Below are 13460 nucleotides of genomic sequence, written 5' to 3' on the forward strand. Positions count from 1 at the left end.
CGCTCAAAAAAGCATGACTAAACACAATAAATAACTATCTATGACACTCATAGTAAAAATTGAAAGCTGGCAAACCACAGTTAAGAAAGTAATAATAATTAACTTAATGGTTTTTAAGATTTTTTGAATAATTCCGAAAAATCTATATGAAATGCCACTTTTGAAGGGATAGAAAAATATATCTAATCAGACTTGTAGAGCAAATAACCGTATAGATACGGATGGCGTAAATACCTTTATTATTTGTAATATTTTAATATATATTATTTGGGAAAAAAGATTATGAGTCACACAATTCGTACCAACGCTGAAGAACTCAATATATCGGAAGATTTAACAGAAAATACTGGTGCCGAGGAAGTTATTGCTCAGGAGACAATGAAGAAACCGACTTTAAGAGAAAGAGTTTTTACAGCTATTGAACAGCTTGAAAGCCAGGGTATAAAACCCACGCGCGGTAAGATACGACAATTGACTGGAGGGAGTGACCGCGATTTATCAAAGTATATGAATGAGTGGCGTGACAGCAAAAAAGGCACCGTAGATAATGAAACTGCAAATACTACCAATACTTCAAGTGCATTAGTAGTACAAGTCAGTAATGAAATAGTACAAAATAAAGATGAGAATAACATTCAAAATTTAGAAGAAAGAGTACAAACTGTAACGAGCTTTTTCAATACAGTATTCAGCGAAGACCTTGATACAGCTTCCAACATCGCAGAACAGCGTGCGATGAGTATTATTGTCGGGCAAGAAGTTTGTACCCAAAACTTTCTAGAAGATCCATCCAAGCTTCGCGAAGATTTCAAGAAAGAAATTGCTAAAGTTAGAAACGCCACAAGCAATAAATTAAACGAAATATCAGCCAAATACGAAGTATCTTTTTTTACAAAGATGGTGTTGTCGAGGAGTCTTACAAAAGAATAGATGATTCAAGTGCGCCCAACTCACCAGTAGCAAAAAAATTAGGGGATAAGAATAATAACTCCTTTAAAACTGATATTACTGGTGAAGTAGAAACGTCTCTAAAGCAACACTCACAACAGGCACCGTCTAAGATGAATGACTTCCGAGCAGATATAACTAGCCAAGTGATTAGAATGTTGGTTCAGAAACAGTCTATTTATATTACTGGTGAAGTTGGTATTGGAAAAACTCATCTCGCGCGGCAAGTAATAAAAGCTCTTGGAAAAAAATGTTGTTATGGCTATTACAGAGGGGATAACACTAAGTGTTTGCAGCAAATAGCGTCCAGCTTGAATATTTCTTTGAATCAAATTGATAATGAAGGTGTCGAAGGAAAACCACTTACAGCAAAACAACTTAAAGAAGATATTGCTGAAAGTTTAGGTGAAACTATCCTTATATGTGATCATTTCCACAAATGGCCTGCTTCTTTAAAAGGTTGGGTAGAAGATTTACATGAGAGTGGCGCCGTTATTTTGCTTCTTGGTAATCATCGCGACTTGGAGGGTGTTGCTTACAAAATCCCTAGATTAGTTCTATCCCCCCTTAAGGATGATGAGATTAGGGATATTATTTCACATCAAGCGAAGCAATTAAATCACCCACTTACAACTAACGAAATCGTTGAAATTGCTGGACGCGCGGGGGGTAATCCGATACTTGCACAGCGTATGGTAAAAGAACTTCATCAAGGAGTAGAAAGCAAGAACATCCAAGACGGTAGAAACTATCGAGATATTACACCTTTTTTAATGTTCATTGCTGGATTAATCGGCGCCGTCCGTTTTATTGGTTTGGCTACGGGTGATATTAGACTTCGTATACTTGGAGGTGTTGCTATTACATTTTTATTCTCGTTACGTCACTTAAGTTCTTTATTTCCTAGAGGTAGTAGGAAGTAACTATTGTAAAATTCGCGTGTTGTAGAGACCGTATTAATTCGGTCTCTACGCGGATATAATTTTTAGGATTTATCCAACCCCCAGATTTAATCACATAGACCATTACAATCATCCGTTACATCCGTTACATCCGTTACATCTGTTACATCCGTTGCATCCGTTGCCAATTTTGCATAACTTATCCTCCTCCAGAAATAATAAGACATTAGAAGGATACGGAGACTAATAACTGTGGTTGAAGAGCTATATACACCCGAACAACTTGCTCAAATGCATGACTCACTGTGGCAATGCGTATTACAGTTTGCCAATGTCTCAGCAGCGCAAGAACGTAACCGCATCGCGCGTGATTTGCATGACTCAGTGGGACATGCACTCACCGCACTCAATTTTCAGCTACAAACCGCAATAAAGCTGTGCAAACCCGACCCAAATCAAGCTCAAGAGTTTCTTACCGAAGCACACAACCTTGTAAAAATTGCTACTCAAGAAGTTCGTGATTCGGTAAAAGCATTACGTAGCGATGCGCTTGAAACTCAATCGCTAGAAGAACGGATTGAATCATTAGTCCAGGATTTTGAAAGTACCACAGGAATTCTACCGCAGGTTAATATAGATTTATCAATACAACTACCCTCGCACCTTGTGGCGCCGATTTATCGAATCAGCCAAGAAGCGCTAAACAATATACGTAAATACGCAAAAGCGACAGCAGTGCAAATCCACATTTGTACTACTGCAACAGGAGTGTATTTGATAGTCCAAGATAACGGTCGTGGGTTTGAGAAAGAAAAAGTCTGTGGTGGTTACGGTCTGCAAGGAATGCAAGAACGAGTTGCTGTTTTACAAGGCAGTTTTAATATTGAGTCGAAACCTGGGGAAGGTTGTTGTATTAGCGTTGGAATTCCCATGCATATATCTCAGCCATCTTCTGAGTTTGTTCAAACCTACCATAATAATACATACACTACAAATAATCAAATTCTAGAAATAGAAACAGAAACCGAAAATCATATATTACAAGAAGAAGCACGGCGCCCAGCAGTTGAGATAGGAGAGTGGCAACCACTTGATTTGAGTAATTAAATACAGTTTATCCAACTTTAGGGCTACTCAAGTATGTATGTATTAAAGCTTTAACTTAAACTTTCCAACTTTAGTTGGAAATATTAAAAAGCAGCTTCACAAGTAACTCAAATTCATGTACTAATAAAAGGAGGTGAAATAAATAATATCTTCACCAAATTGCCGTTATCACTTAGTTAAAGATATGCTGCCTGTTCTGTTGCTAACGATTCTATTATTAACATTATTGCATTTGGTGAAGGCTACACGCGCGCATCATCAAAAGCACTGCGAATTAATCATTGCTCAAGAGTATTTACAAAGCTATGTATTCAATGCTGGAAGTTACGCCGATATATTAGCTCAAAATCAAGACTTACTGAATATGTATAACGGGATGGGACAGTCGCTAGCTGCTTTACATATTCAATTACAGGTAGCGCAAAAACTCTGGCAGCTTAACCCCCAGGTCGCGCAACAGTCACTCTCGGAAGCTTACCAGTTAAGTGGTAGTTTAATGTATGAAGTTCGCAATGTTGTTAAGTCATTGAGTCAAGTTGATAAAGTAAATCTTGAAAATCGGAAATATAATTATGATTCGCCTATTACTAGTTGATGACCAAAGTTTAGTCCGCCAAGGTCTGAAAGCAATGTTAAGCTTAGAACCTGACTTAGAAATTGTGGGAATGGTGGAAAATGGAGAAGAAGCAATTACCGCCGTTGAAACACTTCAACCTGATGTTGTATTAATGGATGTGCGAATGCCTATTATGAATGGCAGCACTGCGACGAAGATAATTTCCGAAAAATTTCCAAATATTAAAATTTTGGTTTTAAGTACTTACGATGAAGACCGTGATGTTAGTGATGCCATCAAAGCAGGTGCCAAGGGTTATTTGCTCAAAGATATGCCTATGGAAGAACTTGTAAATGCAATTCACTGCATTAATTCGGGGTATACTCAATTGGCACCAGGTCTTTTAGAAAGAGTAATTAATCCCAAAGCACAAGTTAATTCTGAACCAACTCCTTCAGTATTATCAGAACTTACACCAAGAGAATTGGATGTTGCACGCTTAGTAGCAATTGGCGCCACAAATCAAGAAATTGCAGCTAAGTTATTTATCACAGAAAATACCGTTAAAACTCATATTAATAGTATTTTTAACCGACTCAATCTTAAAAATCGCGCGCAGCTAGCTATTTATGCTAACGGTATTTTGGGTAAAATGGCGCCTGCCTAATTTGTAGGTGCAGGAGCAGGAATTCCCTAACGACGGTGAAACTCGACTTGTTTGGAGAGAATTTTCACGTCGTAATTTTCAAAGAAGTCATGACCTAGTAATCCGATATCAGCTTTTGGTGCTATCGCAACTTCGACGTTATTAACTGTGGCGCCACCAACAGTGATAGAGGTAACTACACTTGTTTTAAATTGCACTTCGCTACCATCAGCAATACTGGCATTAATCGTTCCACTTGGCTTGAGATTCATCTTTGAAGCCATTTGCTGTGTGATCAAAGTCCCACTTGCGCCAGTATCAAGAATCATCTCAAATACCTGATTACCATTAAACGTGACATCAATAACTGGAGTTTTACCGCTACGACGCTTGATAGGTACTCGGAAAACTCCATCATTCTGTGTTGCTCCACACAATTTTCCTAAGCTAACGGTTTGACCTGATGATGTCACCATATAACAGATACCTGAATCTGCTTTTGCCCCTGAAGGTAATGTTGTCAATATAATCGCGGGAATAATTGCAACCCAAAGCTTACGTATCGCGTTCATATTATATGGTTCTCCTAACCCTAGATATCTTATAGGCTTAGGATACCCACATTCCAGAGAGAAAACGCGCGTTTTGCGGAGCGTCCCAATATTGGGCGGGGCACAAGGACGCTTATCCCGTAGGATATCTGTCCCAAATGTCCCGTTTACATAAACGAAGTTTACATATAACGGAGAAGCGATTCAGACGTGCGTCTTTACGATAATTTTATTACGGTTATGCTACCGGACATAATTAATGATGGTAAGTTTGGGTTTATCAATCATCAAGCGTATCGAACAAAAACTGTAGCAGCGAGTTTGACTCCAGTTCCTCCATCTTCTTAGTGTCAACAATATCAAACTTGGCGCCTGCGTGCATTAAGTCTTCATCCAAAGCTTTGAGAAAACCCCGCGCGAGTAAGTCTTGACCAACTTGTACAAAGCCAATACCTAATTCCCTTGAATTATCTAACTTTTGTGTAGCTTCTACAATTACCTTGGCTATTTCTAACCTATCACGTGGTTCACCATCTATTAGAACTATGATAATTTCGCCGTTTTGTTTGGCTTTCTGGGCAGCTTTACGCGCGAAGTAGTCATCGAAAGTTTTTTCCAAAACCCCTAGGAAATCTAACTCATAAGGGGGATAATGCGCTTCAACAATTTCTCGAAGCTTTTCAGGCATAACATATTTGTACTGCTGAAAGCTATATTTATTGCTGTCTCGGCACGAAACGTACAACGTCACACCATCACTATCGAACTTTTGACACGCACGGACAAGGTTAATTATTGACTCGTAAGCTGAATGCCAACGATGTTCATATCCAGGTGGTTCTTTAACCATCAAGGCAGAAGTCTTGGCGATAATAATTGTATAGTCTCGGTTTTGTAATAAAAACACATCCATAAAAGCAAATCTAATAGCTGTTAAAAGAGCTACAGCAATAGCAAACCTAATTATTCAGTTTTTAGTTAGGCTTACTGGCGCCTCGTCAAAATACCCCTTGCCATAATACGGAATGTAGCATATAATCTGAATAACTGACGAGCGCCAAGGCAAAAACGTAGCTCAACGAGGAGTCCAACAGTCATGAGTTTAGTACGTGGGCATTAAAATTAAATAGAGGGTATTTTAGGTGCCGGATGATTGTGAGACAGAGTGCCCGTCCACAAGCAAGAATAGCATCCCCCAACACAACTAACCCCCTCTTCCCAAAGCTATCACCCAAATTTCATAGCGTATAGGTTAGCTCGTAGTAAGCACGAAGAGTGCTTTCTTGATGTCGCCATATGACGGATAAACTTCCGTAAAACATGGCGCCTATCCAGTCTACCAATTTAGGAACCTCGAAAAAAGCACCTTGTATTCTCTTGTGGGGTGGGCATCCTTGCCCGCCCTAAACTTGAAACATGCAAGCAGCCCTAAACTTGAAACATGCAAACTGCCCTAAATTTAAGACAGGCAAGGATGCCTGTTCCACAAGATAGTATCAACACATCCATCAACAAGGCACGAAAATAAAAAGGTCAAATTGTTATGATTCCCCGAAGCCGTATTCGTAACATTGGTATTTCCGCACATATCGACTCTGGTAAAACAACAATTAGCGAGCGGATTCTGTATTACACAGGAAGAATTCACGCTATGGAAGAAGTACGTGGCGGTGGAAAAGGCGCCACTATGGATTTCATGCCGGAAGAAAAAGCGCACGGTATTACAATTACATCTGCTGCAACGACTTGTATGTGGCATGATACCCAAATTAATCTGATAGACACACCTGGACACGTTGACTTTACCATCGAAGTTGAGCGTTCACTGCGTGTTTTAGATGGTGCGGTGATGGTGTTATGTGCGGTTGCGGGGGTTCAGTCACAGTCAATAACCGTGGATAGGCAAATGAAACGCTACCGTGTACCAAGGATTGCGTTTATTAACAAGATGGATAGAACTGGCGCCAACCCGTTTAAAGTTGTCCAAGCTATACGCGATAGATTACAACTAAATCCGTTGCTTGTTCAATATCCAATTGGTAATGAAGAGGAATTTCAAGGAGTTATTGACCTTGTAGAAATGACTGCAAATTACTATGAAGGTGAAGCGGGTGAAAACTGGGTCAAAACAGAAATTCCTGACTCACTCAAACACGAAGCTTCCATCGCACGCGAGAAAATGCTTGATGCGTTGTCGCTATTCTCTGAACCAATGACAGAGAAACTTCTAGCTGGTGAAGATGTTGAAAACGAATTGATTTGGGAGACTATTGCGAATGCTACAAAGAATCTTGAATTAGTACCTGTGTTAATTGGTTCTGCATTTAAGAATAAAGGTGTGCAAAACCTGCTTGATGCAGTCGTGCGCTACCTTCCGTCTCCTATTGAACGCGAGGTAGTAAAAACTTCTGATTCAGTAAATGTATATCCTGAGATAGATGCGTCATTAGTTGCCTTGGCGTTTAAGCTAACCGTCGAATCATTTGGGCAGTTGACTTACACACGTATTTACTCAGGCGCCTTAAAACCAGGTGACACAGTATACAACTCTCGTACTAAACAGCGTGTACAAATTGGTAGATTACTGAGAATGCACGCAAACAAACGTGAGGAAGTGAAAATAGCAGTTGCTGGAGATATTGTTGCACTTTTAGGAGTGGACTGTGCCAGCGGTGACACTTTCTATACCGGAGAGGCGCCTATCTCTTTAGAAGCAATGTTCGTCCCAGAACCTGTAATTTCACTTGCAGTTGTACCTCAAAAACAAGAAGACAGCGATAAATTATCTAAAGCGCTCAACCGTTTCCAAAAAGAAGACCCAACTTTCCGCGTCAGTGTGAATGCAGAAACTGGTGAAACTTTAATATCGGGAATGGGTGAACTGCACTTAGAGATTTACATTGAGCGTCTATTGCGTGAGTATAATGCTCAAGTGCTTGTTGGTAAGCCTGCTGTAGCTTATCGCGAAACCATCAAGAAAAAAGCCAGCTTCGATTATCAATTCAAAAAACAAACTGGTGGACCTGGTCAGTTTGCTCACGTAAAGGGATACATTGAACCGTGCGATGAAGCGTTTGAATTTGCAAATCGTGTAGTTGGAGGCGCCATTCCCAACTCATATATTACAGCTTGTGAAAAAGGTTTCATCGAAGCCATGCAAGCTGGAAAGTTGGATGGTTATCCAGTAGTTGGAGTAAAAGTTGTGCTTGATGGTGGTTCATATCACCCAGTAGACTCGAATGACTTTGCATTCCGTATGGCAGCAAAACAAGCGTTTGAAACAGCGTTTAGTCAAGCAAATCCTCAGTTACTCGAACCTATCATGCACGTTGAGGTAGAAACACCCCATGAATATGTAGGAAGAGTACAAGGTGATTTCTCATCACGAAAAGGTTTGCTTTTAGGGTCACAAACAATGCAGGGGTATTCAGTCATTCAAGCTGAAGTTCCATTAGCACAAATGTTTGGCTACTCAACTACGCTCAGGTCAATTACTTCTGGTATGGCAACTTTTACAATGGAGTTTACTTGTTACAGAAGTAAAAATTGAAGCGTATACCGTAGGATAGGCGTCTCGCCTGTCCTACATTTAGACGGACAGGCGGGACGCCTATCCTACAAGATAAAAAAACGGTACTCTTATTGCAAAGGAATGAAACCTGTCCTCTTGATAACTTGTTGTCCTTGAGAAGATAGAGCGTAGTCGATAAACTGTTTTACAACAGGACTTGTTTTTCGCGGCGCCACCAAAAAGACAACGCGACTAATTGGATATTTACCATTTTGTATTGCAGTTCTATCAGTAGGAGAGATTCCGTCAATTGGAACGATACGGACAGTTTGCTGGTTTTCAATTTGAGAAACAGCACTATAGGTGATGCCATCGTTGCCTAAAGCACGTAATAGAGGTGTAGTTTCATCTTGTTTGCTAGTTGTAAAATTTGCTCCAGATGCAAAAGGTTGCTCTAAAAGAACCACATCTTGAAAAAAGGTATAAGTACCACTATCGGGAGAGCGATTAATTACTTTAATTGGCGCATTTAGTCCGCCTACTTGTGACCAATTGGTAATTTTACCCTGAAATATCCCCTTCAACTGCTCTATCGTCAATCCCCCTTTGTAGGGATTATTGATACCTACCGTTACAGCCAAAGCATCTTTAGCAATTGGAATTCCAACCAGACCAGCTCGAATTTCATTGGAATTTAGGCGCCGCGATGAAGCCGCCATCAAAACTTTACCATTGATCAGATTTTGAATTCCTGTATTTGTACCATTTGGTTTACCATCGGGTACACCGTATGTAGTCGGTAAGGATGGGTTTAATAGCGAGAAGCCTATTTGTAGTTGCTTAATCGCAGCCACCATTGTTACACTACCATCAATCGTTAAGACGTTTGGGTTTGGTAGACTTGCATCTAAACTTGATGTACTTGAACCCTCAGCTACTTTAGTTGAATTACCGTTTATACTTTGACTCGAAAGCAAACTACCCCGGAAATACCACAAACCACCTAGGGCAAGTCCACCTGTAATGAGTAGTGATAGTAGTAACGTCAAGGTTTCTTTATTACTTGATGAAGCCATATAGATTAAGAATACGTTGATAATAAATTAAAAAGTGGTTTTTTAGAATATTTAAGTATATCAATTCTAGCGTGACGCGCCCTACGTTTGAATCCAAGTTAATTTCTTGGCAATATAGGCGCCCACCCACATTGTTTATGCATTCTTAAAAAAGTACACATAACTATATAAAACTTTATTAGCGTATATATTATATTAAAATATATTGAAATAAATCAATTTAAAGCAACGTAGAAAACAACCACAGGCGCCACACATTGCAAAATCTAAAAAAGTAATATACAGAGTTATCAATAACACCAAATATCAAACCATAGAGAAACCCAAAGTTTTTAATAAAAAAATCTTGAATTAATCATACCTTATTGAAGGGCGCCGGTTCATAATTCTTGGGTATATAAAGTGTCTGTAAAACCTGTTCACGAAAATGTACAGATACCAGTAGGTATAGTTCGTTTCCGAGCCTATTTATAGCAACAACAGCAATAATCACGTGAACACTATCATTAACAAGGTTATATCGCTTGCCTTCCAAAACCGTTATATCACTTTATTAGTTGCTGTTGTAATTGTAATTGTTGGAATTATTGGTTTATATATCACCCACACTTACTTCAGCGTTTCAGCAGGAGTTGGATTTATTGCGCTTACAGGGGTGGCAGTCCAAAACGGTGTAATTTTGATTAGTTATATCAACCAGTTCCAAGAAGAAGATGCCGACGGTCAATCAAAATCAATAACCGAAGCTGTTTTTGAAGGTGCATTAAGGACACAATATGATCTACGTCAAGCTCTTGCTGAAAATGCGGAGGTTTACAATCAAATACCTAAACTTCCTTTTCATAATGTAGCCTGATATGATTAGTTATAACCAGAAGTCGGTGCGTGACGCTACAAGTCTTATTATGTTTGTTGAAATATTTTCGTAGCGTCACGCACCCTACACGTTTTATTATCTTTTAAATCTATTAGGATCAAGACGCGCGCCTGGTTGCTGTCTATTTTGTTGGCGCCCAATTCTGACACCGTTTCTCAAACCTTGTCCAGTACCACCATCTGCTCTATCAAGAAATGGTTTTAAAGCAATAGGAGATTTTGCAGAGCGAGTGTTAGTGTTGCTATTTCCACCTACGACAGTACGATAAATCTGACTAATTTGATAACCGTTTCTATCGCGGTATGTATTGACAGCGGTTGTTTGCCGTCCGTCATCGGCAGATGCTAAGTTTTCAAACACGCTGTTACGGACAATATAGGGGTCTTTTTCACGTGGTACTGTAAAAACAATACGGCAAGCAGAGTTTGCTTCAGTAGTAACACATACTACGTTTTCTCCATTCATTACACTGGTTTGGAGTTCGAGTAAACCATCACTACGGTAAGATTCCAAACGTTGGGCTATAGTTTCACAACGACGCGCGGTATCCCAACCACCACCTAAAGTGCGGGGAGTTGCCCAAGCAAAATATTGTCCAGGTTGGCTTTGCGGTTGATACATTACAGTATTTTGACCGTTTACCTGCTGACAAACAAACCGCGTGCTGGAATTTACAGTAGAACCTCCGGATGGATATCTATCACCAGAGTAAACTGATGAATCAGTCGAACCACCAACACCATCAGATGTAGTTGGTACTACGACATCACGGTTGCTTCCAGAGCTATACTGAGCATTGGCTGGTAAACTGCCTGCGAACAGAGATAAACCAAAAGCTCCAAACACCAACAATTTAATAGGATGCTTAAACATAAGTCACCTTATAAAGGGAATATTACTGGGAGTTAATAAATAAGCTGACGCATTATTTTTGATTTTGATTCTGAAAAGTGTTAACTTTTGATGAAAATAGTTTTAACCAAAGCTAGGGATAGATACCGCTCCGCAGCGAGTCGGGAACCTAGAACTCCTTAAAACGTCTATCTCATGTTCAAAACCTAACTTATTTAATTTATACTTTCTACCATGCGATATAGGTGAACTTACTGTGTCGTGTTTAATAATGTTAGTGAAATAAAAATCTAATTTATACTAATTACGGAGGTAATGCAGCAAAGAACTGACCCCCAGGTTGTTTTAGATATTTTGCAATAAAACCTCAAACAAGTAATCATTACAGAACCAGAAGTTGTTGAAGTGGAATAGGTTCCATAAACAATTTGCTTTGTCTATGTAAGGCAATTACATAAGCTTAAACTTCGTCACAACGTAATTATGTATAATTGTATAATAAACAGTATTCTATTCGTATAGTATGCCATACTATGCAAATTAGAAAAATATTTATATGAAGAAAATCCAGTTAGACTTAAAAAGCTTTTTATTATTCAATTTAATAATACCTAGCTCCTTTTTCATTTTTGCAATTTGCTTCATGCCAATATCAAAAGTTTTTGAATTTGATTCAAGTGATGAAGGAATTGAATTAATAAAAGCCTCACTTCATTTACAGGGATTTGCTTTATACACACAAATATGGAATGACCAACCACCGCTTTCAACCATTATTTTCTCCTACTGGTTCCGTTGGTTTGGCGAGTCGATACTTTCAGCAAGGCTTTTAGTTTTAGGTTTTTCAACAATACTTGTTTGGTCTTTTTGTCAAATTATACGTATTTATGTAGGTAATATTGCAGCAATTTGTGGCGCCTTATTTTTAACAATATCTTGCAATTTTCTAAGAGTAAGTGTTTCTGCAATGATTGGACAGCCAGCTTTAGCGATGGCAATGTTATCTATTTATACGTTAATGCTGTATAAACAGAAGCTGTCAAAGATTCTAATTATAGTATCAGGTGTTTTTTTTGCACTGTCTTTACAAATAAAGTTATTTACTGTATTTTTAATTCCACTAATATTATCTGACTTAATTAAAAATAAACTTGATTCCAAACAATCAAAAAAAGATATATTAGTTGATAGTGTTTATTGGTTAGCTTCTTGCGGATGTGTTTTTCTGTTGATTAGCTTTATTTGTAATTCCTTAAGTTTTGAACAGCTATTTAACTCTCATTTTGAAGAAAATGTCAAAACAGCTTTTGACGTAGAAGATAGTGTAAAATTAACGTTGTTATTTCTGCTTCAAGATTTTGATTATATACTCCTAGCAATTGCAGCAACTATCATTATTTTAAAAAAACGAGAATGGAATAAATCTTTGCCACTAATTTGGCTGTTAACTGCTTTTTTACTCATCCTTACCCATCAACCTGTTTGGTATCATCATTATCTGTTACTTTCAATACCACTTACTTGGCTAGCTACTTATGGGGTCAAATTAGCGTTTAACTTTCTCAAAAAAAGCCCTACCAGTATTTTACAAACAAAGCCAAATCATCTGAGCAAATTTTCATTACCTAAATTATCAGCTTACTTCTTGATATTTTCGTTGATTTTGATTCCAGTTAAACTAGGTATAATTACGTTGGAAAACTACAAATATGTACAAGAGAGTCAAGAGAAAGTAGAATTACTCAATGTTGTGTTAAAGCATAAACAAAATACTCAGTGGATGTTCACAGACTGTCCTATTTATGCATTTTACTCAGGTTTACGTGTTCCACCAGAAGTAGCTGTTTTATCGTACATCAGAATCAATTCAAACAAGATAACGCGCGACGAATTTCTTTCTGTCTTTGAAAATTACCGTCCTGAGCAAGCTTTATTTTGCAAATCTAAAATGGTTCGCGACTACGTTGATAGCAAAATAAGTCAATATTATACAAAAACATTTGAAAACGGTGCCGGAACTCATTATTTGTTAAAAGATATACAAAGTAAATCTTCAGCAAAACTTATGTGAGTAATCACTCACTTTTAATTTCAGGTATGTGCTTGGTAGTACCTAAAGTTAAATAATATTTAAAATTTTCTTCTCTGTGTACAGACGCTCCGGAACCAGAGCATCTGTACACAGAGAGTTTAATTAGCTATTAACAACATGCTGTGAACTAGTACTTGATAATCAAATTCCCTACCAACATAGGAATCTAATGAAATACAACGTTTCGGTATCGGCGCCAAATTTACCGTGGGTCGTAGGGCGGATTTTTTGTACTTTTTGCAATAAGAATTAGGCAGTTGAATTGGATTAGACGGGAATCAATACTGCTCGGTTAAGGGAAATAGAGGTAAAAAAGTACTAAACATAGTTCGCGTTTATAAA

Annotated in this window: 12 protein-coding genes; 8 read left to right on the plus strand and 4 right to left on the minus strand. The window is 38.3% G+C overall.

Features of this window, described 5'->3' with window-relative positions; genetic code table 11:
- The first annotated feature begins 282 nt into the window (after window positions 1–282).
- From AC2JBO_RS35635 to AC2JBO_RS35655, 5 genes are all read left to right on the plus strand, one after another.
- Window positions 283–930 carry a DNA-binding protein gene (locus AC2JBO_RS35635; RefSeq protein ID WP_496958366.1) on the plus strand — a complete coding sequence of 216 codons (648 nt, stop codon included), beginning with the start codon at window positions 283–285 and terminating at the stop codon, window positions 928–930.
- Window positions 931–1061: 131 nt separating this feature from the next.
- Complete coding sequence (locus tag AC2JBO_RS35640; RefSeq protein WP_496958367.1) at window positions 1062–1871, plus strand: AAA family ATPase; 810 nt, start codon at window positions 1062–1064, stop codon at window positions 1869–1871.
- A gap of 231 nt (window positions 1872–2102) precedes the next feature.
- A complete protein-coding gene (locus AC2JBO_RS35645) occupies window positions 2103–2957 on the plus strand; it encodes a sensor histidine kinase (RefSeq protein ID WP_496958368.1) in 855 nt (284 codons plus the stop codon).
- A gap of 184 nt (window positions 2958–3141) precedes the next feature.
- The gene (locus tag AC2JBO_RS35650) at window positions 3142–3552 is read left to right on the plus strand and encodes a histidine kinase dimerization/phosphoacceptor domain-containing protein (protein WP_496958369.1); all 411 of its coding nucleotides are present in this window, start codon (window positions 3142–3144) and stop codon (window positions 3550–3552) included.
- Window positions 3530–4180, plus strand: coding sequence for a response regulator (locus tag AC2JBO_RS35655; RefSeq protein WP_496958370.1), 651 nt, complete (start codon window positions 3530–3532; stop codon window positions 4178–4180). Before AC2JBO_RS35650 ends, AC2JBO_RS35655 begins: the two co-directional genes overlap by 23 nt.
- 26 nt (window positions 4181–4206) lie before the next feature.
- On the opposite strand, the gene AC2JBO_RS35660 is transcribed toward AC2JBO_RS35655, so the two are convergent.
- The gene (locus AC2JBO_RS35660) at window positions 4207–4731 is read right to left on the minus strand and encodes a retropepsin-like aspartic protease family protein (RefSeq protein WP_496958371.1); all 525 of its coding nucleotides are present in this window, start codon (window positions 4729–4731) and stop codon (window positions 4207–4209) included.
- 259 nt (window positions 4732–4990) lie between these two features.
- On the minus strand, window positions 4991–5623 hold the full coding sequence (locus AC2JBO_RS35665) for a vWA domain-containing protein (RefSeq protein WP_496958372.1): 633 nt from the start codon (window positions 5621–5623) through the stop codon (window positions 4991–4993).
- A gap of 630 nt (window positions 5624–6253) precedes the next feature.
- On the opposite strand from AC2JBO_RS35665, the gene fusA reads away from it, so the two are divergent.
- Window positions 6254–8260 (plus strand): elongation factor G, encoded by a 2007-nt coding sequence (fusA, locus tag AC2JBO_RS35670; RefSeq protein ID WP_496958373.1) that lies wholly within the window; start codon window positions 6254–6256, stop codon window positions 8258–8260.
- An 89-nt stretch (window positions 8261–8349) separates the two neighbouring features.
- On the opposite strand, the gene AC2JBO_RS35675 is transcribed toward fusA, so the two are convergent.
- Entirely contained in the window at window positions 8350–9297 is a 948-nt protein-coding gene (locus tag AC2JBO_RS35675; protein ID WP_496958374.1) for a phosphate ABC transporter substrate-binding protein, read from the minus strand.
- A gap of 493 nt (window positions 9298–9790) precedes the next feature.
- On the opposite strand from AC2JBO_RS35675, the gene AC2JBO_RS35680 reads away from it, so the two are divergent.
- Window positions 9791–10153, plus strand: a complete 363-nt coding sequence (locus tag AC2JBO_RS35680; protein ID WP_496958375.1) for an efflux RND transporter permease subunit — start codon at window positions 9791–9793, stop codon at window positions 10151–10153.
- A gap of 96 nt (window positions 10154–10249) precedes the next feature.
- On the opposite strand, the gene AC2JBO_RS35685 is transcribed toward AC2JBO_RS35680, so the two are convergent.
- Window positions 10250–11047: a COP23 domain-containing protein gene (locus AC2JBO_RS35685; protein WP_496958376.1), complete on the minus strand. Its 798-nt coding sequence runs from the start codon at window positions 11045–11047 to the stop codon at window positions 10250–10252.
- Window positions 11048–11669: 622 nt separating this feature from the next.
- Here AC2JBO_RS35685 and AC2JBO_RS35690 point away from each other — a divergent pair.
- A complete protein-coding gene (locus tag AC2JBO_RS35690) occupies window positions 11670–13097 on the plus strand; it encodes an ArnT family glycosyltransferase (protein WP_496958377.1) in 1428 nt (475 codons plus the stop codon).
- Window positions 13098–13460 lie beyond the last annotated feature (363 nt).

It is taken from the genome of Calothrix sp. CBUCES-K 9914 (genome assembly GCF_059640475.1).